The sequence below is a fragment of the Dyadobacter sp. BHUBP1 genome (assembly GCF_050587785.1).
GTDB lineage: Bacteria > Bacteroidota > Bacteroidia > Cytophagales > Spirosomataceae > Dyadobacter.
Window position 1 is genome coordinate 1506134 of record NZ_JBOBIH010000001.1, and the last position, 23376, is coordinate 1529509.

Annotated in this window: 16 protein-coding genes; 12 read left to right on the forward strand and 4 right to left on the reverse strand. The window is 50.8% G+C overall.

The window, feature by feature from the left end; all coding sequences use genetic code 11:
- Positions 1 to 20: 20 nt before the first annotated feature.
- From ACQ4MZ_RS06185 to ACQ4MZ_RS06200, 4 genes are all read left to right on the forward strand, one after another.
- Positions 21 to 1181, forward strand: coding sequence for a DUF2062 domain-containing protein (locus ACQ4MZ_RS06185; protein ID WP_430843706.1), 1161 nt, complete (start codon positions 21 to 23; stop codon positions 1179 to 1181).
- 284 nt (positions 1182 to 1465) lie between these two features.
- Positions 1466 to 3697 (forward strand): sodium-translocating pyrophosphatase, encoded by a 2232-nt coding sequence (locus tag ACQ4MZ_RS06190; protein ID WP_430843707.1) that lies wholly within the window; start codon positions 1466 to 1468, stop codon positions 3695 to 3697.
- Between the two features lie 124 nt (positions 3698 to 3821).
- Entirely contained in the window at positions 3822 to 4037 is a 216-nt protein-coding gene (locus tag ACQ4MZ_RS06195) for a hypothetical protein (protein ID WP_430843708.1), read from the forward strand.
- Positions 4034 to 4447 (forward strand): putative toxin-antitoxin system toxin component, PIN family, encoded by a 414-nt coding sequence (locus ACQ4MZ_RS06200; protein WP_430843709.1) that lies wholly within the window; start codon positions 4034 to 4036, stop codon positions 4445 to 4447. Before ACQ4MZ_RS06195 ends, ACQ4MZ_RS06200 begins: the two co-directional genes overlap by 4 nt.
- Before the next feature lie 411 nt (positions 4448 to 4858).
- On the opposite strand, the gene ACQ4MZ_RS06205 is transcribed toward ACQ4MZ_RS06200, so the two are convergent.
- Entirely contained in the window at positions 4859 to 5707 is an 849-nt protein-coding gene (locus ACQ4MZ_RS06205; RefSeq protein WP_430843710.1) for a dienelactone hydrolase family protein, read from the reverse strand.
- A 184-nt stretch (positions 5708 to 5891) separates the two neighbouring features.
- On the opposite strand from ACQ4MZ_RS06205, the gene ACQ4MZ_RS06210 reads away from it, so the two are divergent.
- Positions 5892 to 7124: a multidrug effflux MFS transporter gene (locus ACQ4MZ_RS06210; RefSeq protein ID WP_430843711.1), complete on the forward strand. Its 1233-nt coding sequence runs from the start codon at positions 5892 to 5894 to the stop codon at positions 7122 to 7124.
- On the opposite strand, the gene ACQ4MZ_RS06215 is transcribed toward ACQ4MZ_RS06210, so the two are convergent.
- Positions 7121 to 8062 (reverse strand): nucleoside hydrolase, encoded by a 942-nt coding sequence (locus tag ACQ4MZ_RS06215; protein ID WP_430843712.1) that lies wholly within the window; start codon positions 8060 to 8062, stop codon positions 7121 to 7123. The genes ACQ4MZ_RS06210 and ACQ4MZ_RS06215 overlap by 4 nt on opposite strands.
- On the reverse strand, positions 8055 to 8969 hold the full coding sequence (rbsK, locus tag ACQ4MZ_RS06220) for a ribokinase (protein WP_430843809.1): 915 nt from the start codon (positions 8967 to 8969) through the stop codon (positions 8055 to 8057). The genes ACQ4MZ_RS06215 and rbsK overlap by 8 nt, the downstream gene beginning before the upstream one ends.
- A 376-nt stretch (positions 8970 to 9345) precedes the next feature.
- On the opposite strand from rbsK, the gene ACQ4MZ_RS06225 reads away from it, so the two are divergent.
- The 7 genes from ACQ4MZ_RS06225 to ACQ4MZ_RS06255 all read left to right on the forward strand — a co-directional run bounded on the left by ACQ4MZ_RS06225 (position 9346) and on the right by ACQ4MZ_RS06255 (position 22022).
- Entirely contained in the window at positions 9346 to 10575 is a 1230-nt protein-coding gene (locus tag ACQ4MZ_RS06225) for a T9SS type A sorting domain-containing protein (protein ID WP_430843713.1), read from the forward strand.
- Between the two features lie 41 nt (positions 10576 to 10616).
- Complete coding sequence (locus tag ACQ4MZ_RS06230; RefSeq protein ID WP_430843714.1) at positions 10617 to 12248, forward strand: DUF1800 domain-containing protein; 1632 nt, start codon at positions 10617 to 10619, stop codon at positions 12246 to 12248.
- A gap of 11 nt (positions 12249 to 12259) precedes the next feature.
- Positions 12260 to 13792, forward strand: a complete 1533-nt coding sequence (locus ACQ4MZ_RS06235) for a DUF1501 domain-containing protein (RefSeq protein ID WP_430843715.1) — start codon at positions 12260 to 12262, stop codon at positions 13790 to 13792.
- A 98-nt stretch (positions 13793 to 13890) separates the two neighbouring features.
- The gene (locus ACQ4MZ_RS06240; RefSeq protein ID WP_430843716.1) at positions 13891 to 15669 is read left to right on the forward strand and encodes a DUF885 domain-containing protein; all 1779 of its coding nucleotides are present in this window, start codon (positions 13891 to 13893) and stop codon (positions 15667 to 15669) included.
- A 207-nt stretch (positions 15670 to 15876) separates the two neighbouring features.
- Positions 15877 to 18195, forward strand: a complete 2319-nt coding sequence (locus ACQ4MZ_RS06245) for a PSD1 and planctomycete cytochrome C domain-containing protein (RefSeq protein WP_430843810.1) — start codon at positions 15877 to 15879, stop codon at positions 18193 to 18195.
- 150 nt (positions 18196 to 18345) lie between these two features.
- Positions 18346 to 19800 (forward strand): DUF1501 domain-containing protein, encoded by a 1455-nt coding sequence (locus tag ACQ4MZ_RS06250; RefSeq protein WP_430843717.1) that lies wholly within the window; start codon positions 18346 to 18348, stop codon positions 19798 to 19800.
- A 47-nt stretch (positions 19801 to 19847) separates the two neighbouring features.
- Positions 19848 to 22022 carry a c-type cytochrome domain-containing protein gene (locus ACQ4MZ_RS06255; RefSeq protein ID WP_430843718.1) on the forward strand — a complete coding sequence of 725 codons (2175 nt, stop codon included), beginning with the start codon at positions 19848 to 19850 and terminating at the stop codon, positions 22020 to 22022.
- On the opposite strand, the gene ACQ4MZ_RS06260 is transcribed toward ACQ4MZ_RS06255, so the two are convergent.
- The gene (locus ACQ4MZ_RS06260; protein WP_430843719.1) at positions 22023 to 23201 is read right to left on the reverse strand and encodes an AGE family epimerase/isomerase; all 1179 of its coding nucleotides are present in this window, start codon (positions 23199 to 23201) and stop codon (positions 22023 to 22025) included.
- Positions 23202 to 23376: the final 175 nt, after the last annotated feature.

Below are 23376 nucleotides of genomic sequence, written 5' to 3' on the forward strand. Positions count from 1 at the left end.
ACCCACATTCAATAGCCCTAATGACCCTTTCGGACATTCAATGCTGTGTGATCATTCCTACCTACAACAATCGCAAGACATTGCGGCGGGTGATCGACGGCGTTTTACAATATGCGTCCGGACAAGAGGTGATTGTCGTGAATGATGGCTCCACGGACGACACGACGGCCATTTTGGTCGGTTACGGCGCAAAAATCCGTGTGCTGGATAACGCTGTAAACAAAGGGAAGGGATTTTCGCTTAGAAAAGCATTTGCGGAGGCTATTCGGCTCGGTTTTGCAAATGCGATCACCATCGATTCGGACGGCCAGCATTTACCCTCCGATATTCCGCTTTTTATTCAAGCCGCCATCGAAAACCCGGGCGCATTGCTCATGGGATCGCGGAACATGCAGCAGGAAGGCGTACCGGGGAAAAGCTCTTTCGGGAATAAGTTCTCCAATTTCTGGTTCAAATTCGAAACCGGGCTCACGTTGCCCGATACGCAGACCGGCTTTCGCCTGTACCCGCTCGGACCGCTAAGGAGGATGTCGCTTTTCACGACAAAATTCGAAACGGAGATCGAAGTGATCGTCAAAATGGCCTGGCAAGAGGTGCCTATTGTGCCGATTAATATTCAGGTGATTTACGATAAAGACGAGCGCGTGACGCATTTCAGGCCGTTCCGCGATTTTACCCGCATTAGTATCCTTAACACCTGGCTGGTCACGCTCACGCTGGTATACTACTTTCCGAAGCGGCTGTTTCGCTACATTCAAAAAAAGGGACTCTGGAAAATCATCCGCGACGAGGCAGTGAAGTCCGACGAAAGCAATTTCAGTAAAGCCAAGTCGGTGGGCTTCGGTTTTTTCATGGGTATTGTGCCCATTTGGGGTTTCCAGCTGATGGTGGGCATTCCGCTGTCGATCGTTTTCCGGATGAACAAGGTGCTATTCCTCACGGCCGCGCACATCAGCATTCCCCCGGCGATACCTTTCATTATCTACGCTAGTTACAAATTCGGCGGATTGTTTTACCGCAATGGCGTGCAGATTACCTCCCTGGAAAACCTGACGTTGGAGTCAATTCATGTCAACTTTGTACAATATTTTTTGGGTGGCACGCTACTTGCTGCAGCGGTGGGCGTGGTCGGTTTTGTGGGTAGTTTTTTACTGCTGGCCCTGCTTCGTCCAAAGCGCTGAAACAGCCCTTTTGGGGCTTTATTTTCATTGATTATCCCAAATAATTCATTTTATTATTCAATTAAGTGCGTATGAGAGTGCTTTCGTCAAGTGCTCTTGTTATTCCTTGAGAGCCAGTTTGTTATCGAAACATTACTTCGAAATGGAGTCAAAAACTCTCAGAATTTTAATAAAATCTATACGAATTGGCCAAAAATAGCGGTTTCGTGATTTTGTTATGAGGTGCCTTTCTCTATATTTACGAGAATTATAAAAAACCATTTAACCAAATCATTGATCATCGCATGAGTAACATTACCTATTTAGTGCCGGCGTTAGGCCTTGTTGGCTTGCTGGTTATGTTCTTCAAAAGAGGCTGGGTTGTCCGGCAGGATGGGGGAAGTCCTGAAATGAAAACCATAGCGGACGCAATTGCAGATGGTGCCCTGGCCTTCCTGAAAGCCGAATGGCGTGTACTCATTGTTTTTGGTTTGATTGTAAGTGTGATACTGGGTTACTCAGGCACACTGGTTGAAAATTCCAGCGCGTTTATTGGTGTATCGTTCCTGGTAGGGGCCTTTATTTCCGCATTTGCCGGATATATCGGGATGAACATCGCTACCAAGTCGAACGTACGCACCACGCAAGCGGCGCGTACGAGCCTTAGAAAAGCACTCGAAGTGTCGTTTACGGGCGGTTCCGTGATGGGAATCGGCGTAGCGAGCCTTGCGGTGCTGGGATTGGGTGGTTTGTTTATCATTTTGTATTCCATTTTTGTCGGCGATAGCACCGATGTGAATGGCCTCCCGATGGAACGTGTGCTGGAAGTCCTTGCGGGTTTCTCGCTGGGTGCCGAGTCGATCGCCCTTTTTGCACGGGTAGGCGGCGGTATTTACACCAAAGCAGCCGACGTGGGCGCCGACCTCGTGGGTAAAGTGGAGGCCGGTATCCCGGAGGACGATCCGCGTAACCCCGCCACCATCGCCGACAACGTAGGGGATAATGTGGGCGACGTGGCTGGTATGGGTGCCGACCTTTTTGGATCTTATGTGGCCACCATTCTGGCTACGATGGTACTCGGCCGTGAAATCGTGGCGCAGGGAACCGATAACTTCGGTGGCATTGCGCCGATCCTTTTGCCGATGGTGATCGCCGGAGTAGGCCTCATTTCGTCGATTATCGGCATGCTCCTCGTGCGCGTGAGCGACGATCACGGTAACGTACAGGCCGCATTGAACCGAGGTAACTGGGGCTCGATCATACTGGTACTCGTCGTAAGCTATCCGCTCACGATGTGGATGCTGCCGGAAGGTAACTTAAATATCCGTGGCGTCGATTTTACGGCAATGGATGTGTACTGGGCTATCCTTTTAGGTTCCATTGTGGGGGCAATCATGTCGATGGTTACGGAGTTTTATACTGCTATGGGCAAGCGCCCGGTTCAATCGATTGTAAATCAATCTTCTACCGGCCATGCTACCAACATTATCGGCGGGCTGTCGGTAGGGATGGAATCCACAGTTATCCCTACTCTGGTATTGGCTGCCGGTATTTTCCTGAGCTATGAAGTGGCTGGTTTGTATGGTGTGGCTATCGCTGCGGCGGGTATGATGGCCACTACGGCCATGCAGCTGGCGATCGACGCATTCGGCCCGATTGCCGATAATGCAGGTGGTATCGCCGAAATGGCGCATTTACCCGAAGAAGTACGCGGTCGTACCGACATTCTGGACGCAGTAGGGAATACTACCGCAGCAACTGGTAAAGGCTTTGCGATCGCCTCCGCTGCATTGACGTCTCTCGCGCTGTTTGCAGCATTCTGCGGTGTAGCAGGGATCAACTCCATTGATATTTATAAAGCCAATGTACTGGCGGGCCTCTTCGTCGGGGCCATGATACCGTTTATTTTCTCTTCACTTGCCATTGCTGCGGTAGGACGTGCCGCCATGAAAATGGTGGAAGAGGTACGCCGTCAGTTCCGCGAACTGCCGGGCATCATGGAAGGCAAAACGAAGCCTGAATATGATAAATGCGTCGCGATTTCGACACAGGCATCCATCAAGGAAATGGTCGCGCCTGGTCTCATCGCACTCATTGTACCCGTGCTGGTAGGTTTCTTCTTTGGTCCGGAAGTACTGGGAGGAACGCTGGCAGGGGTTACGGTTTCCGGAGTATTGATGGGAATATTCCAGAACAATGCCGGCGGCGCGTGGGATAATGCTAAAAAGTCGTTTGAGAAAGGGGTGGTGATCAATGGCGAAACCTATTACAAAAAGTCGGACCCGCACAAAGCTGCGGTAACCGGCGATACCGTTGGGGACCCATTCAAAGATACCTCAGGACCATCGATGAACATCCTCATTAAGCTGATGTCGATCGTGTCACTCGTAATCGCCCCGCATATCGGAACGGGTTCGCACGATGCGGCAAGTGTAAAGCTTGACGAGAATGCCCAGGCTGTAATAGTTGCTGCAAAAGCGGCAGAAAATGCCGATACTGCTGCACCGGTGTTGCGTCTCGAAAGAAAAGGAGAGTAGTTTTCTCTTTTGGGAAGATATAGCAAAGCCCGGCGATGAGCCGGGCTTTGTTGCTTTATGGCGTTAGGACATTCGATTTGGTTTTAGGTGTTGAAATTCATATTTTAGATTAAAACTGAATATCATGGAAACGCTAACTATTGAAATAAACAATCCAAAAGCCAGACGCTTGATTGACGATCTGGTAGACCTAGGGTTGATATCGGTAAAGGAGGAGAAACTTTCTTGGAACGAGCGTTGGGAGGAGTTGTCCAAAACACTTCCGGACATTGATTCAATAACAGAAGAGGATATTTTCGAAGAAATAAAGGCGGTTCGGGAAGGCCGCGAATCAAATTGATTCGGGTAGTTCTTGACACGAATTTATATGTCAGTGCGTTGATTAATGAAAACTCACGGCGCCGACTCAACCTTGTCCTTAATAACCGGCGGTTTGAAGTCATTACGGATAAAGTATTATTGAGTGAGCTTAGCGTCGTGATTTTTCGCCCCAAATTTATTCGTTTCATGTCGACATCGCAGATCCAAGACTTTCTGAAACTCCTATCTGAAAAGAGCCTGCATTTCGAAGCAACTTCGGTTGTAAGGCATAGTCCGGATCCAAAGGACGACTTTTTGTTGGCGCTCTGCAAGGACAGCTCTTCGGATTACCTGATTACGGGAAACAAGAGAGACTTGTTAGACTTGAAGCGATTCGGGAAGACAGAAATAGTTACTTTAAGCCAATTCCTTGATTTGCATGAACTTTAAAGCCCGGCGATGAGCCGGGCTTTGTTTGTTCTGTGCCGATTAAAAGACGGATTTAGTAACGAGATAAGATGGATCTTTTTTGCTGCAATACGAGGAAAATGGAGCGTATAACCACCGGATTGATCAATCCCATTGCGCAAATTTGGTAGAACGCTCGTAGACCTAACGCCGTTAGGCATGTAACATTGGTAGCAGATCATCACCAGGCAGGTCAGTAAAATGCCCTTGGGCATGCAACAACAAGTACATCGTCGCAACGGCGTTCCTATTGTTGTTACATCCCTGACCGGGATTTTGTCGGTTACGTTTCGACAAATGTTTGCTATCAATATTACATCGCTAACGCGATTTATTCTGTGCAGATGTTACACCGATTCCCCCTCACAAGCATCGCTTTGCAAACGCGATTTTCTAGCCCAACTTCCTTTTCAAATACGCTAACGACAACTTATATGCATCCGCAGCGGCATCAGCGTCGTATTTTGGGTTGCTGGGGTTGGCGAAGGCATGGACGGCGTCGTACATTTTGATGGTCACTTTCTTGCCCGCGGCTTTCATGTCTTCTTCGAATTTGGCAACGGTGGCCGGCGGAATCCCCTGATCCTGGCTACCGAAAATGCCTAGGACGTCGGTGTTGAGCTTTTTCAGTTTGTCCACATCGCTTTCCGGACGACCGTAGTACATCACGCAACCTACTACCTGATTGCCCCCGGCAATGGCATTCTGCAAAGACAGCATTCCACCAAAGCACCAGCCGATGCTGGCGATTTTTGCGTTGGTACCGGCATATTGAATACCGCCTTTCGTAATGGCGGCCAGGCGCTCAGCGGGTGTGCTTTGCATAAGTCGGCCGGCTTCTTCGCGCGTGGTGCCTATCTTGCCGTCGTACATATCCAATGCCAGTACGTTCACGTCGCCCAGGTCTTTGTGCAGTTTGGCGGCTTCCTGCTTGACGTAGTCGTTTAGTCCCCACCATTCCTGGTATACAAAAAGCCATTTGTCGGACTTTTTCGGTGATTTAAGCAAAAAACCGGAAGCGGTTTTCCCGTCGGACGTTGGGAAAGTGACGGTTTCGCCGGCACCTTGGTAGCTGAACGGCAGCGGTGTTTCGTGCAGCATCCGGAAATCCGGGTTGGCAGCCAACTCCGACATCGCATTGGCAGGCGTGTGACAAAGCGGTATAGCCGTTGGGGTAACTTCCGGGGCGGGCAGGTTCATTTTGACCAGAAAAATGGTTACCAGGATAAAAATAGCTCTCATGTGTACAGATTTGAAATGAACAGTTAGGATTGTGATATTAAATATATACAAAATACGGACCAATGGAAACATCGGCTACGCTGCCCTTTTTGTTGCAGATTGATGAAATTCTTGCACTTATCAAAATACAGGAACTTAATGTGCTTACCTGCCCGTTAACTTTGCATTGAGTGAATGTAAGTCCATGAGCCGTAAGCAATACTTCTTTATTATCCTGATCCTCGGATCGCTGGCGACCGTCAGTCCTTTCTCCATCGACATGTACCTGCCGGGTTTCCCCAGGATTGCGTCGGATCTGAAAACCACTATCGACAAAGTACAACTTTCGCTAACGAGCTACCTCATTGGTATTTGTATCGGACAGCTGCTTTACGGCCCGCTGCTCGACCGCTTTGGCCGTAAGAAACCGCTGTACGCCGGGCTGATATTGTACGTAATCGCCTCGTTCGGCTGTGCGATGACGTCGTCGGTGGATGCACTGATCGCCATGCGTTTTTTCCAGGCGATGGGAGGATGTGTGGGCCTCGTTGCGTCACAGGCACTTGTGAGCGACCTTTTTCCTGCCGATAAGCGCGCGGAAGTTTTCTCGCTCATTACGCTGGTTATTGCAGTTTCCCCTATGATCGCTCCCACGGTGGGCGGTTACGTGACAGCCTCCATCGCCTGGTACTGGATTTTCGTGATCCTGGCGGGTATCGTGAGCCTGATTATCACGGCTATTTACTTCTTCCTGCCGACAGGCCGTAGCGCCGATGCCACCGTTTCACTTCGTCCGGAGGCGGTGTTAGGAGGATATATGACGGTGATTTCGCAACCACAGTTTTTGATTTATACACTCGCAGGTGGTTTGGCAACGGCCGCGCCATTCGCTTATATTTCAGGCTCCTCGGATGTGTTTATGAACATCTATAAAGTCTCTGAGCAGCAATACGGCTGGATTTTCGCATTCCTGGCCGTTGCGATGATCGGCTCCACCCAGTTGAATCACTTTTTACTTAAAAAATACACCAGCGAGCAGATCATCCGTTTCACGCTCATCTACCAGAGCATTGTAGGGTTGTTCCTGATCGTCGGCGTGTACAACAACTGGTTCGGGCTCTTTTCACTGATCGGAACGATGTTTGTTTTCCTGACCGGACAGGGCCTTACCGGCCCGAACGCCTCGGCGCTTTCGCTCGCACCTTTCCGCAAGCATACAGGTAGTGCGTCTGCGCTCATGGGCAGCTGGCGTATGGGCGCCGGCGCCGTTATCTCAGCCATAGTGAGCTTCCTGCATAACAATACGGCCATGCCGATGGTGGGCATGATGGCCTTCTGCGCTTTCGGCGGCCTGGTAATCCTTCACGCAGGTAACGTGGCAGTACGCCATCGCGCCGCGCGCCGGGATGTCGAAGACGAGGTTTCCGTGCTGCTTTAAGGCAATACCTTGATCGCGTTGAAAAGCAAATCCATGAACGCGTCACGGTCGATATCATACGCTACGGTCGCGTTGGGCTCCATTTGCAGGGTATTATAAAAATCCACAACTGTTGCGCCGCGGGTCAGCTCGCCTTTTGTTTCTACATCGACATAACAGGACTTTGTCTTGAAAATGCCCGGGTTAATCAACCAAGCAATGGCGCAGGGGTCGTGCAGGGCGGCACCGCCGTTGAGCTCGGCCCGGTTTTCGCGGTAGAAAATCGAAAAGAAATCCATGAGATCGGCGGCTGCTCTGCCGGCCTGGTTCCCCAATGCGCGTAAAAGTTCGATATCCTTTTGAAATACGAGGGCTTTGTGGGTCACATCAAGTCCGCACATGGTGATGGGGACACCGGCTTTGAATACAATGGCGGCTGCCTCGGGATCGGCGTAAATGTTAAACTCGGCGAGGGGCGTCATGTTGCCCCGGAATATCCCGCCTCCCATGAGCGAAATGCGTTCGATTTTACTTTTGAGATGCGGGTAAGCAAGCAGAAACGTCGCAATGTTGGTCAGCGGGCCGGTGGGCACGATAGTGACGGGCGTCTCCGAAGTAGTCAGTATTGCGGCGATCCCTTCCAATGCGCTCACCGACTGGGCTTGCATTACCGGTGCAGGCAGGGATGGGCCGTCGAGGCCGGTTTCGCCGTGCACATAATCCGCGATGACCAGTTCTCTGAACAGCGGCTTATCGGCACCGTGGTACACGGGAATGTCGGTTGCCCCAATGAGCGTCAACACTTTCAGTGCATTCTGCAAGGTTTTCGCCTGTGTCTGGTTACCGGCCGAAATGGTGACGGCTTTAATGTCGAAACATCCGCTTCCGTGCGCGAGCATGAGCATCAGCGCATCGTCGTGGCCAGGATCGCAGTCTATGATAACAGGGATTTTAGTCATGATTAAAAAAGGAATCTAGTTCATGTTGAAAAGGAGCAGAGCTTTGCGCGCCCATACGCGTAACGGAAATTGCGGCGGCCCGGCAGGCGAAACGACAGGCCTGTTCGAGCGTTTCGCCATCGGCAAGTGCTTTCAATAATGCGCCATTGAAAACATCCCCTGCCGCGGTGGAATCCACCGCTTCCACGACGGGAGTCGGGATAATGCCCGTGAAACTGTCGCTGGCAAGGTAAACGCCTTTGCTGCCCAGCGTAATGATGACGTTCTGCACACCTTGCTCAAACAGGTGTCGCGCCGCCTTGCGAAGTGATTCTTCGCTTTCTATGGCGATACCGGTAATGAGTTCAGTCTCGGTTTCATTGGGGGTGATCAGATATAAGCCGCTGAGGAACCCGGGGCCAAGCGGCGCGGCGGGAGCGGGATTGAGGATTGCCCGGATTTGCTTTTCCGCACATTTCGTCAATGCCCAATGCACTGTTTCTGCCGGGATTTCCAGTTGAAAAAGGACCAGAGTCACGTCTTTAAATACATCGTCGGGGATATCGGCGGGATACAGGTCCATATTCGCACCGGAAGCGACTACAATCTCGTTTTGCCCCTGCGCATTGACGGTAATCAATGCAATGCCCGATGCCATGCCGCCCGATTCGGTCATGAACCGGGTATCGATACCTTCCTTTCCGAATCCTTCAAGCGCCTGCTTTCCGAAAATATCATTTCCGGTTTTAGCTACAAAACGCACATCGGCGCCGAGCCTTGCCGCGGCTACGGCCTGGTTTGCCCCCTTACCTCCCGGGTTCATCAGGAATGTCCCTCCCAGCACGGTTTCGCCCGGCTTGGGAAAATGTTCCGTCTTGACCACCATGTCGGTATTGGAACTCCCGATAATCAGCACGCTCTGTTTCATTTCCGTTTCGTGATTCATTTTGTATCGACCAGGATCCCCGGTCCATAGGGATGAGAGTAATTAAATATAGCTGTTCACAATGTTGCCCTGCGCAAATTAGTGTCCCCTCATTTCTATTCATAGTGTGGAATGAAATAAAACTAAACGAATAGTTTCGAGGGGTGTCTAAATTCCTTAGCTAGCGTGTAGAAGAATTTTAAATATTTTTTTGAATAAAAAAAGTGCTTTTGTAGTGTTCTTAGCGGCTATTTACCTGATAATTACTGTACTTTTACCAAACACTCAATAATTTGTAGTATTAATTGGTATAATTTTGTCACACATTATGTGACGGATTTATTTTATATTTGATGTAGTATTGAAGAACCTTATAACTATGTCTAGAATTTGTTCTATAACTCTATCTGTGTTGTTTTTCTGGGGAGGTAGTCGGGGTGTGAGTGCGCAAGACAACAGTGCGATCTTTACCAAAAGAGATTCTCCCATTGGTATTGTAAGTTTCGGAGCAGCAGTCACTTCCGGTGTGCTGGGCGATGGCAAATTTATCGACGGCTATGTCAAAAAATCAGGTTCGGAACCATTCATTTTTCCGGTAGGCGATAATGGCGCGTTGCGCCCGTTCTCCCTCGGTTCCGATCAGGCGGTTGGGGCGTACTACGGCGTCAACCCGGGGGTGGCTATTACAAGCAACCCTGCCGGCGGTGACTATGGCGTTTTGCCGGAAGGGGGTCCATTCAGTACCAGTTCCATGGGCGAGGGACTAGCCGCTATCAGTACCAGTGAATATTGGGATATCAATGGCGCTTCTCCGAGTCGCATTACGCTTTCGTGGAATAGCAGCAGCGCGGTGAATGCGCTGGTTACCAACCGGGGGCTTTCCAAACTGACTATTGCCGGCTGGGACGGTACCAAATGGGTGAATTTGCCTGCTACCGTGGACGATACGTCCCTTTTCGGGCAGCCTAGTACGGAAACGTCCGGATCGCTGACCACTATTCTTGACATTGCACCCAATACTTACAATGTGTACACGCTGGCCGCATTGCGCGATGGGGCATTGCCGGTTGTACTAGTGAGCTTTACGGCCGTCGCGCGTGAGCATGCGAGCTATCTGCAATGGTCTACCTCCGAGGAGGTTAACAGCAGCCACTTTGATATCGAACGCAGCGATGACGCGAAATCCTGGCGCCAGATAGGCCGTGTGGCTGCCCGGGGAGATGGTATCACAACGCCTTTGGCGCCGTCGCAATATGAATTTGTGGATGAAAATCCCCTGGGTGGCAATAATTTCTACCGACTGAAAATGGTGGACCGCGGGGATGAGACTTTCGCATATAGCCGCATCGTGAAAGTGGCGATGGATGGCCAGCCTGACTGGGCCGTTTACCCTAACCCAGTTGCCGAAAAACTGTTTTTTTCTTCGAATATCAGGCAAAATCTGGCTTCTGCCCGGCTCACGGACACTGGCGGGCGGACGGTGTATGCGTCGCGTGAAGTTTCAGGCGACGGAATTGACGTAAGCCGTATCCCTGCTGGCATTTACCTGTTGAAATTCTCCTTTACCGATGGGTTGTCAAAATCATATAAAGTATTGGTCAGCAGATGATCATGTGCTCAACCGAACGGAAAATATTAATTCAATGACTTATGGCTTATCTTGATCCTTATACAGTACCGCTTACAGCCAACAAGGCGGCTCACCTGCTTAGAAGAGCTACAATGGGCCCCACACGCGCGGAGATTGCCGCATTTACCGGTCTGAACCCCGGCACGGCGGTTGACCAGCTATTCGCGAATGTTTCCTACACGGCATCGCCCCCGCCTCCGGTTGATTATGCGCCTACCAGCCCTTACTATATGCAGCCGTTTACGGCCTTTCCGTTCGTCTCGTCACGAAGCGGCGAACTTAGCGTGTATTTGCGCTATTGGTGGGTAGGGCTGATGATGTTGCAGAATAATAAACCGTCGGTGCTTGAAAAATTGACGGCCTTCTGGCAGAACCATTTCGTGGTGTCGCAGAACGTCATGGCCGACTACCGCTACATGTACCGGTACCTGAAATTCCTGCGCGACAACAGCCTCGGAAATTTCAAAACAATGACCATCGGGATTACGAAAGATCCTGCCATGCTCATTTTTCAGAACGGGCACGGCAATAATAAAGACCATCCCAACGAGAACTACGCCAGAGAATTGCAAGAGCTTTTTACCGTAGGGCAGCTTGATTATTACGGTAATCCGAACTATACCGAAGAGGATGTAAAGGCGGCGTCGAAAGTGCTGACAGGGTGGATGGTTACCAACTATTATGTCAACGGAACGACCGATTTTACTTCGAATTTCCATAGGAACTACCACGATACGTCCAATAAAACGTTTTCGGCGAAGTACGGCGGCATTACCATTCAGGGCCGCAGCGACGACACTGCCGGTGACGTGGAGATGAATGAACTGGTAGATATGCTGCTGCGGCATCCCGAGACACCGAAGCACATTTGTCGCAAGCTTTACCGCTGGTATGTTAACCAGAATGTAACCCAGGACATCGAAAACAATGTGATCGTTCCGTTAGCTGCATTCTTCGCGAGCCCTGAGAACAATTATAATATCAAGCCGGTGCTTGAAAAGCTGCTCAAAAGCGAGATATTTTTCAGTGACCAGAATATTGGCGCGATCATCAAATCGCCGATGGAATACCTGGTGGGCATGGGGCGTTATTTTGAATTGCCTTGCCCGGATATGATGACGGACACTGCGGCATATATCAATTACATCCGTTTTTTCCTTTGGGGAATGGGCGGTATGAACCTCGAAATCCTCACGCAGCCGCTGGTGTTTGGGTATCCGCCTTATTACCAGGTAGGTTACTCCAAAAACTGGATCAACGGCTCGACGATCACTGCGCGAAGGGGGAATAGTGACTCGATCATCTATCCGAACGTGGTAGTAAAGCCTGGCTATACTTTAGGGATCGATTTCCTCGCCTGGATTCAGAAGCTCCAGCCCAACTTTACCGACACGAACACCGCGGCCATCACCCCGGATGTGGTATTGGCCGCATTTTCCAAAAATCTTTTTGCGATCGACCTTTCGGAGACGCAGAAAACCTATCTCATCGATGTGGTATTTATGAATAACCTGCCGCGGATCGAATGGCGCTACGAATTGAATGCCTATCGTACCAACCCGACGAGTACCACCGCTGCCAATGCCGTTAGAAACAGATGTTCCAACCTGATGCGGTATATGATCAGGATGGCTGAGTATGAGGTGTTTTAATTAGAAATCGTATGAAAAGAAGAGACTTTCTGGCATCAGCCTCAGCCATGGCGTTACCTGTAATGGTAAACGGATTTGGCATAAGCAGCCTCAGCAACCGCTCATCGCTTGTGCGATCGCTCATGGGAACTGCTGCTGCGGCTACGGACCGCATTTTGGTGATCATCTATCTGAATGGAGGGAATGACGGGCTGAACACGGTCATCCCGCTTCAATATTATTCCAAATACCAGAGTATCCGGAGTAACATCGCTATCCCGCAAAGCAAAGTACTCACGCTGTCGGGTATGGCGGAGGCGGGGTTGCACCCTTCGATGACCGGTATGCGGGACATGTACAACCAGGGGCGGCTCGCGATTATCAATTCGGTTTCATATCCGAACCCGAACCAGTCACACCACCGGTCGTCGGACATTTGGATGACGGCCACGGATGCCAACCAATATTCCAACAGTGGATGGGCCGGTCGTTACCTCGACAACCGTTTTCCGGGTTATCCCCAGAATTACCCGAACGACACCATGAAGGACCCGCTGGCTTTGCAGATCGGGGTACTGAATTCGACAAGCTTGCTCGGGCCGCAAAGCCCGATGAATATCTCTGTGGAAAACGTAAATAACTTTTATGCGTTGCTGAATGGTGGCGCTGGATTGGCCTCCAACGATCTGCCCTGCTGCGACGCCGGGGAGATGATCAAGCATGTGCGGCAGCAGCAGCTCCTTTCTACGGGTTATTCGGGGCAGATCAAGCGGGCTTACGATGCCGGCAGAACTCTGGCGACATATCCTACGGCGGGTACCACCACCGAACTTTCGGAACAGCTTAAAATCGTAGCGAGACTGATCCACGGAGGTTTGCAGACGAAGATATATTTTGTGGAGCAAGGCGGATTTGACACACATGGTGATCAGGTCACAGCAAGCGACACGACCTTGGGAACTCACGCCAACTTGCTCAAAAGGCTTTCCGACGCGGTGTCTTCGTTCCAAAACGACCTGGTCCTTCAGGGGACTGCCGACAGGGTGGTGGGTATGACCTTCTCGGATTTCGGACGGCGCGCCAACTCCAACGCTTCGCGGGGGACCGATCATGGCGTTGCAGCGCCGATGTTTGTCTTTGGAACAGGTATCAAGCGCCAAATGGTAGGCGTCGTGCCGGACCTGAATAATGATCTCGAACCGCCTACCACCAGCCCGACCAATGAGAATCAGGAGATCAAAATGCAGGTGGATTTCAGGCGGATTTATTCCGATATCCTGCGGGATTGGTTCGGGGCGCAAGGTACTGTTACCGACTCACTATTGTTCAGGAACTTCAAAACGACTTCCCTCTTTTCGAATGTGATCGAAACAACCGCTTCAGGCGCGTGGCTTGACCGCTCGATCTGGTCGGCGGGACGACCTCCGGGCGTAGGCGACTATGTGCGTGTTAATCCGGGACACGTGGTGGCGGTTGGCCAGAATATCACTGTCCGGAACATCGAAGTAGAGGGCGGAGGAGAGTTGAATATCCTCGGAAATTATACGATTAACACCACAGGCTAAGCACTGGACTTCCCTGTTGCCATATTGAAAGTGCCGGAGAACGTTGATTTCTTCCGGCACTTTTTGTTTACTTTACGCTGTTCCAAACGATATTATTCATGAAAAAACTGGTTTGTCACGTGTTTATCGCCACGGTCGTGCTCATGCAGGCGTGTCAGAAAAAATCAGAAAAAGCAGAAAGTACTATGCCACCGATTAGTGAAGTATTTGCCCGATACTATGAAGAGAGGCTTCCACTCTACCCGTTGGAGGCGACCATGAATGGTGATAACCGCTACAACGACAAAATGTCGGATGATCTCTCGCAGGCAGGAAAAGCACGTATGATCGCCTTTTACCGAAAGTACCAGGATGAGCTTGCCAGGTACGATCACGGGAAGCTGACACCGGAGGAAAAGGTAAGCTGGGACCTGATCGAATGGGAGTGCAGCATTAACCTGGAAGGCTTAAAATACCCGGTCGAGCTGATGCCGATCAACCAGATTTTCTCTACACACCTGATGATCGGGCAAATGGCGAGCGGCAGCAGTTTGCAGCCGTTTAAGACTGTGAAAGATTACGATAATTGGCTGAAACGGGTGGATGGCTTCGTGGTGTGGTGCGATACAGCTGTGGTGAATATGCGTAATGGGATCAAGCAGGGCTATGTTTTGCCGGCACCGCTGATCAAAAAGGTGATCCCGCAGTTGGCAGACATGGACCACGGGCCGGTGAAAGACCATCTGTTTTATTCGCCTGTCAAGAACTTCCCCAAGGATTTTTCGGATGAAGACAAGGCAAGGCTTGAAAAGGAATATGCGGCAATGGTTGAATCGAAAATTATTCCGACGTTTCAGAAAATGCATATTTTCATGGAAAAGGAATACCTTCCGGCCGGTCGGATGACCGATGGCTTCGCGGCGCTTCCGAACGGTAAGGCTTTATACAACCACTACATTAAATACTATACCACCACCGATCTGACGGCAGAAGAAATTCATCAGATCGGGTTGAAAGAAGTAGCGCGTATTTCAGCTGAAATGGAGAAAGTGAAGGCCCAGGTTGGTTACCAGGGTGATCTCAAATCTTTCTTCAATGCAGTCCGGGCGAATAAGAAGCTCATGCCTTTTACCAAAGCAGAACAGGTAATCGCGCATTTCAATGAGATTCACGAGCGGATGAAGCCGAACCTGACCAAGCTCTTTGAGCTTACCCCGAAAACGCCGTTCGAGGTACGCAGGACGGAGGCATTCCGGGAAGCATCGGCTTCTGCTGAATATAATCCTGGGCTGCCCGACGGTTCGCGTCCCGGGATTTTCTATGTTCCTGTGCCGGACGCCAAAGAATACAATATTGTTTCGGATGAAAGTCTTTTCCTGCACGAAGCCATTCCGGGACACCATTATCAGATTTCGTTACAGCAGGAGAATACCGCCTTGCCGGAGTTTCGGAAAAATCTTTGGTATAGTGCCTATGGCGAAGGCTGGGCGCTGTATACCGAGTCGCTGGGCAAAGAACTGGGGCTCTATACCGACCCTTATCAGTATTTCGGTATGCTGAGCGCGGAAATGCACCGCGCGATTCGCCTCGTGGTGGATACCGGCCTGCATTCGAAAGGCTGGACACGCGATCAGGCGATCAAATATTCCCTGGATCACGAAGCAGAATCGGAGGAAAGCATTACGGCGGAAGTCGAGCGCTATATGGCGGGTGCCGGGCAGGCATTGTCGTATAAGATCGGCCAGCTGAAAATCCGGGAATTGCGTTCGAAGGCGGAAAAAGAAATGGGGACGAAATTCGATATCCGCGCATTTCACAAGCTGGTACTGGAATCGGGTTGCGTGCCGCTCAAACTGCTCGAGGACAAAGCCAATGCATGGATAGCGGCAGGTAAGTAGTTTTTTCGGATAGCGACCGGCGAAAGAGCAATGTCTGTACGGCATTGCTCTTTTTGTTTGGTTAAAAGTAAATAATTGGACAAGAGCAGTATAGAACAGGACAGTTCTTTGATCTCAAATTGGTATTATCGCTTCATTAAATGTGCATTTTTTTAGTTAAATTTATATACTGGGTAAAAAAATGTCACAGAACCTGAACCCAAAATGATGTATTTAAGGACTCGTTTTTTGCTGCTGACCGGAGCGGTTGTGGTTGCTTTGGGCGTCCAATCGTGCAACGACAGGCAGGGGAATGCTGCCGAGGAAAAACTGCCCGAGCAGGTAAGTTACAACTTCGATATCCGGCCCATTCTTTCCGACAAATGTCTGGCCTGCCATGGTCCCGATGCGAATAAGCGGGAAGCAGGCCTGCGTCTAGACGATCCTGCGAGCGCATTCGCCGCATTGAAAGACAATCCCAAAGCACATGCACTGGTGGCAGGCAAACCCGATCATTCCGCCGTTTACCTGCGCATTACGACGGAGGATACGACTCTCCGTATGCCGCCGCCTGCCTCCAACCTCAAACTATCCCAGCGGGAAATCGACCTGATCGGCAAATGGATCAAGCAAGGTGCGAAATATGAAAAGCACTGGGCATTTGTGGCACCCAAAAAGCCAAAACGGCCTGAGGTGCATCACGAGGACTGGGTCAAAAACGATATCGACTATTTCATTCTGGAAAAACAGGAGCAGAAAGGGCTCGAACCCAGCGCCGAAGCGGATAATGAGCGCTTGCTCAAACGCCTGAGCCTAGATCTGAACGGTCTGCCGCCGAGCTTGGAGCTGATGGACGAGTTCCTGGCAGACAAAAGCCCGAATGCTTACGAGAAAATGGTCGATAAGCTGCTTGCCAACCCCACTTACGGTGAAAAAATGGCTATTCACTGGCTCGATCTCGCCCGCTATGCCGATTCGCACGGCTACCAGGACGATGGCTACCGTACCCAATGGCCGTGGCGTGACTGGGTGATCCACGCCTTCAACAAGAACATGCATTACAATGATTTTGTGACGTGGCAATTGGCCGGCGATCTTCTTCCCAACTCTTCAAAGGAACAGCTCCTGGCAACGGGCTTCAACCGCAACCACAAGATTACCGAAGAGGGCGGGGTGATACCCGAGGAATACCGCATTATGTACGTTACCGACCGTAACGACCTTTTCGGCAAAGGGTTACTAGGCGTTACGCTCGAATGTGCGCATTGTCACGACCACAAATACGACCCGTTTTCGCAAAAGGAATATTACCAGATGTTCGCGTTCTTTAATAATGTGAATGAAGTCGGCATCGAATCGGTGATCGGCGGACCGGAGACTTACGCGAAAAAGCCGCTGATGGAGATCAGTAACGAGGATGTCAGGAACATTCTGACATTCATTAACAAGCCCGATACCAACCGGCTGATCGTGTCGGTTATGGGGGATCTGGATACGTTACGCAAGACTTACGTCCTCAAACGCGGGGCCTATGACGCGCCGGGCGAGGAAGTGCAGGCTGGTACACCTGCGGCTATCCTTCCATTTGATCAAAAATATCCTAAAAATCGGCTCGGACTTTCGCAATGGCTGTTCGATAAGCGGAACCCGTTGACAGCGAGGGTGTATGTGAATATCCTCTGGCAGGAGTTCTTTGGAAAAGGTATTGTCAAAACCTCCGGTGATTTCGGGATGCAGGGCGAGCTGCCGACGCACCCGAAACTCCTCGACTGGCTGGCGGTGGATTTCATGGAGCATAACTGGGATATCAAACGGTTTGTGAAGCAAATGGTGATGTCGGCTACTTATCGCCAGTCGGCCGTGGTAACGAAGGAACACCTCGCGCGCGACCCGGATAATGTGTACCTCGCGCGCGGACCGCGCTACCGCATACACGCGGAGTTTGTGAAAGACCTCGTGCTTGCCAGCAGCGGGCTGCTCAACCGCACCATCGGCGGCCCGAGTGTGAAACCTTACCAGCCTGCGGGTTTGTGGGAAGGCGCTACTTCGGGACGCGGGTTGCTATCGGTCTATAACCAGGATCATGGGGCAAGTCTTTACCGGCGCGGCATGTACACGCTCATCAAGCGCACCGTTCCACCTCCCACGATGGCGATTTTCGATGCCAGTAACAGGGATTTGTGCGAAGTAAGGCGTCTCAAAACGAATACCCCGTTACAGGCATTGGTGATGATGAACGACCCGACGGTGCTGGAAGCCTCACGCGTGCTCGCCGCGAAGCTGTTGCAGGAAAAGACCACGACAGAGGAGAAGATCACCAGGGCGTTCAGGCAGATCGTTTGCCGCAAACCAAGCCAGAAAGAATTGGAAGTGCTTACAGGCTACTATGCAAAGGAACTGAAAGAAATTCAGCCTCAAAAGGCCGAAAAGATGATCTCGGTGGGAGAGTACCCGATCACCAAAAATGTGGACAAAAGGGTACAGGCCGCACTGATGCGCGTCATTTCCACGATTTACAATTTGGAAGAAACTATCACGAAGTCTTGACGGCTGTCGGCTTTCGGCTTTCGGCTTTCGGATATGGTGATCTTGTAAATATATATGTAGTATTTAAAAAAAGGCCGACGGCCGATTGCCGAAAGCCGAAGTTCAAAAAAAGGCCGACGGCCGACAGCCGAAAGCCGAAGTTCAAAAAAAATGGAAAAGGAAATCATTGAACACGGATTTAGTTTCAACAGAAGGCGCTTCCTGTCCACGATGAGCCTCGGCATCGGGAGTGTAGCATTGGGCTCGTTGCTCATGCCCGATCTGTTGAAAGGGGGCGGACTCGAGGAGGAGGGACTCGCGCCAGGTATCCCGCATTTCGCGCCTAAAGCGAAGCGGGTAATCTACTTGTTCCAAAATGGCGCCCCCTCGCAGCAGGAGCTTTTTGACTATAAACCGAAGCTTCGCGAAATGTTCGGGCAGGAAATACCGCCTTCCGTCCGTGGTACGCAGCGACTCACGGGCATGACGGCCAACCAGGCGTCGTTTCCGCTGGTCGGATCTTTCGTGGATTTCAAACAATATGGCCAGTCGCGGGCGTGGGTGAGCAATCTTATGCCTTATACTTCCAAAATCGTGGACGATCTGTGCATTATCCGTTCGATGTACACCGAGGCCATCAACCATGATCCGGCATTGACGTTCCTCCAAACAGGCTCGCAGCAGGGAAACCGGCCGAGTATGGGCTCGTGGTTGAGTTATGGATTGGGGAATGAGAATAAAAACCTGCCGAATTTTACGGTATTGCTGTCGCGCGGTGTCGGAAACGGGCAGGGCGTGTATTCGAAATTATGGTCCAACGGCTTCCTCGATTCGGTACACCAGGGCGTGCAGTTCAGTAAAGGGGAAGATCCGGTGCTTTACCTGCGTGACCCCGAAGGAATGGACCGCAAAGAGCGCCGCGATATGCTCGACAAGCTTTCGGAACTAAATGAATTGTCGTACCAGGAATTTGGTGACCCGGAAATTACAGCGAAGATTAAACAATATGAAATGGCCTACCGCATGCAAACCGCGGTACCGGAAGTCATGGATTTGTCCAAAGAATCCGATGATATTATCAAGCTGTACGGGCCCGAATGCCTGGTGCCGGGTACGTACGCGGCCAACTGCCTGCTCGCACGCAAACTGTCAGAGAACGGTGTGCGGTTTGTGCAGCTCTATCACCAGGGGTGGGACCAGCACGGTAACCTGCCATTTGAAATAACCAAACAAGCTATGGACGTCGACCAGGCATCCGCTGCCTTGGTCACCGATTTGAAACAAAGGGGGCTACTCGACGAAACGCTCGTAATCTGGGGCGGGGAATTCGGCCGTACCAGTTACACCCAGGGCAAGCTCACACCCGAAAACTATGGCCGCGATCACCACCCGCGCTGCTTCACGATCTGGATGGCCGGCGGAGGTATCAAGCCCGGTATTGTCTACGGCGAAACCGACGAACTTGGCTACAACATTGCCAAAGACCCTGTGCATGTGCACGATTTTCAGGCGACGATCCTGCATCAGCTCGGCCTGAACCACGAAAAGCTGATATTCAAACACCTTGGGCGCCGCTACCGGCTCACCGACGTATCGGGCAAGGTAGTCAGGGACATTATCAGCTGATTTTTTCAGAATTGTTTATCATTGGTCATTTTTTGGTGGAATTATAAATGCATTTGAAACTCAGGGTTTTCGCGGAACAGTTACTGGTTGCTTCCAATATTTTTATACTGTTTTTACTGCTCTTCGAAAGCAAACTCGTGATCCCGGCGTGGCTGCAAACCATCGGCCGGATGCACCCGCTCATTCTGCATTTCCCGATCGTGATCCTGTTGCTGGCCATGCTGCTCGAGTTCTTCCGCTTCAGACCGGAATATGCAGGCAATGCATTCTACCGTAACTTTTTACAGGGTCTGCTGCTGATCGGGGCACTCTTTGCGGCGGTAACGGTGATTATGGGCCTGTTTTTGTCGAGAGAGGAAGGTTATGAAGGCGCTACGCTGACCTACCACAAGTGGACTGGAGCAGGTATCTTCTTTTTTGCATCTGTCATTTATTGGGTAAGGAATGCCCGGTGGTACAAATCGATAGTGGCCAGGGCAGGTGCATTGATGGCTGTCGTGGCCCTCGTACTGACGGGCCACTATGGCGCTGCACTCACGCATGGCAGTAACTTCATTTGGGAGCCCATTTCCAATAAAAAGGAAATTACGGAAGTGCCGTTGGATCAGGCGGTTGTTTATACCAATGTCATCAAGCCTATTCTCGAACAAAAATGTACAAGCTGCCATAATCCCGATAAACTCAAAGGCGAACTGATCCTGACCGATCCGCAATCGATTATGAAAGGAGGAAAATCGGGTAAGCTGCTTGTCCCCGGTAACCCGCAAATGAGTCTTTTGCTACAACGCGTGCATTTACCGATGGAAGAAAAAAAGCACATGCCGCCATCGGGAAAGGCACAGCTTACTTTGCAGGAAATCTCCCTGCTGACATTGTGGGTCAAACAAAAAGCCGATTTCCAAAAAAAACTGACTGCTTTGCCTGCCTCCGATTCATTGCGAATGCTCGCTACCGCGTTCCTGCAACCGCATACACAAGAAGCGGAATACGATTTCCCGGCTGCTGATGAAGACAAGGTGAAGGCGCTCAATACCGATTACCGGACGATATTGCCTCTCGCGCGCGAGTCTCCCGCATTGGCGGTGAATATTTACAATGCAGCGGCATATAACGTCAGCCAGCTCGAGGAACTGAGTGATATCCGTAAACAGATCATCTCTCTGAACCTGAACAAAATGCCGGTCAAAGACGCTGATCTGAAAGGCATTGCGAAATTTGAAAATCTCCGCAAACTCGACCTCAATTTTACGGACGTCAGTGCAGCGGGCTTGAAGGAACTTTCGGGCTTGAAGCATTTGCAAAACCTCACGTTATCCGGCACAAAACTGGATCTGAAGGATTTGAAGGGGCTGTTACCTCAACTGAAAAGTGTCAAAACGGTCGCTGTTTGGGATACAAAACTGTCGGCTGCCGATGTTACGCAATTGCAGCAGGCCAATAAGGGTATAAACATTATCGGAGGTTTCAAAGACGATGGCAAGAACCCATTGAAACTCAATCCACCGCAAATGAAGAACCCCTCGCCGATTTTCGCGCAGACGCTGGTTGTGGACATTCAGCACCCGATCAAGGGCGTGGATGTGCGGTTTACGATGGACGGTTCGGAGCCGGATAGCATAAAATCTCCATTGCTCGACCACAAAACGGTCATTAACAGTAACACAACCATTCGTGCCAAGGCCTACAAAGATGGCTGGTATGGCAGCGATATGATTACATTCGACTATTATAAAAGTGCCTACCAACCCGACAGCGGTATATTACTTGCCCCGTTGAACCGCGTACACCAGGCCGATGGCGTGAAAACATTCTTCGATCATAAACTGGGAGTGATCGGGGCCAATAATCCCGCCTGGGCCAACAACTGGGCGGGCGTTAAGGACAACGATATGGCTTTTGTGTCGGAGTTTAAAAAGCCTGTGACGCTGTCGTCGCTCGGCGTACGTTACATGGTGGAAGAAGATACGGGTATTTTCCCCCCCGAATTGGTTGAAATATGGGGCGGTACCACGCGTGAGAATATGAAGCTGCTCACGAAGTTCAAGGCACCTATGCCTGTGAAAGGCGAGCGGCCGTCGCTGCGCAGCGTAGCGGGGTCGTTTAAGCCGCAGCAGGTGTCTTACATTAAAATCGTAGCTAAACCGCTCAGCAAAATACCCGCGTGGCACCGTAACAAAGACAAGCGCGCATTGCTGCTCGTCGATGAAATGTTTCTCAATTGATTATGCTTTGCCGAGCCTGCGCCACATTTCCGCGCAGGCGCGTGCATTGTGGTAAGGGCATTTCCAGAAGCTGATCTTGTCGCCTTTCACCGGTGTGCCGTCCTCTTTGACGGTGCCAAACCATTCACCCCTTTCGTGGTCGACGAACTCGTTGACGATGTAATCCCAGCTTTTTTCGGCTTTTGTTTTAAACTGTGGATCCTTGGTAAGCTGGTAGGCATTGTAAAACCCCACAAGCTGTTCAGCCGCTACCCACCAGCTGCGGTCGGTTTGGGTATGCTTCGTTTCGGGATCATATTCGTAGTTTAATGCACCGTCCAATCCGAGCCCCTTGGAGGCCGCCGTGGCCATGGCGATGGATTTTTTCTTCATCCGGGCAATCAGCTTTTCATCGTGCAATATTTCCGCCGTTTCAAAAAGCAGCCAGGAGGCTTCGATATCGTGACCAAACGAAACGATATGGTCTTTGGCTTTCCATTGCTCGTCGAAGAACAGCTGCATTGTTTCGGTTTTTGGATTCACGATGTGTGTAATGATCGTGGCGAGCAGGCCGGCCGTCTGCTTTTTGAGCTTTGCATCGGGCCACACACTGTACAGGTTGGTATATGCTTCTACCAAATGCAAATGCGTGTTCATACTCTTGTTCCATGGGCTTTTACTCAGGATGTAATCGTCCGTCGCCGACCAGTCGCGGGCGAATGCCTCGCGGTAACCGCCATTTACGGGGTCGAACGCATGCTTTTCAATCACTTCAAAAAGGGACTGCGCTTTTTCCAATGCCGGTTTGAAATGCGTAACACGGTAATATTCGGCCAGTCCGTAGATCGCAAATGCGTTGCCGTAGATCTGTTTTTTGGTTTCCAGCGGCGAGCCATCCGCATTCACCGACCAGTATACGCCACCATGTCCGGCGTCAAAGAAATTTTTGATCAGCTGCTGGTAGGCCCGGTCGGCCAGGGTCAGGTATTTGGCCTCTTTTAACAACCGGTGCGCGAGTGAAAACGTCCATAGAAGTCGCCCGGTAAGTACCACCGACCTTGCGGAATCCTTCACCGGCTGGTTATCATAATTCACTCGCCCGTAAAATCCGCCCTTCTCTGGATCCGGCCCGTATTTTTCCCAATAATCGAGAATTGCAACAAACTCTTTCTTAAATGCTTCGGGCGTAAATGCGGCCATGGTTCCGGGTTGGTTTTTAGGGAAAAGCAACCTCAGGTTGGTTCATACTTACAATGAAACTCCTTACCCGCATTCCGTACGTAACTGTTCTTTTACAAGAAATGCACTTAGCAAATTATCCGAGGTCTTCGGACAGCGAGCTTTTAAGGTTTTTATATCCCGGCCCGTAAATGGC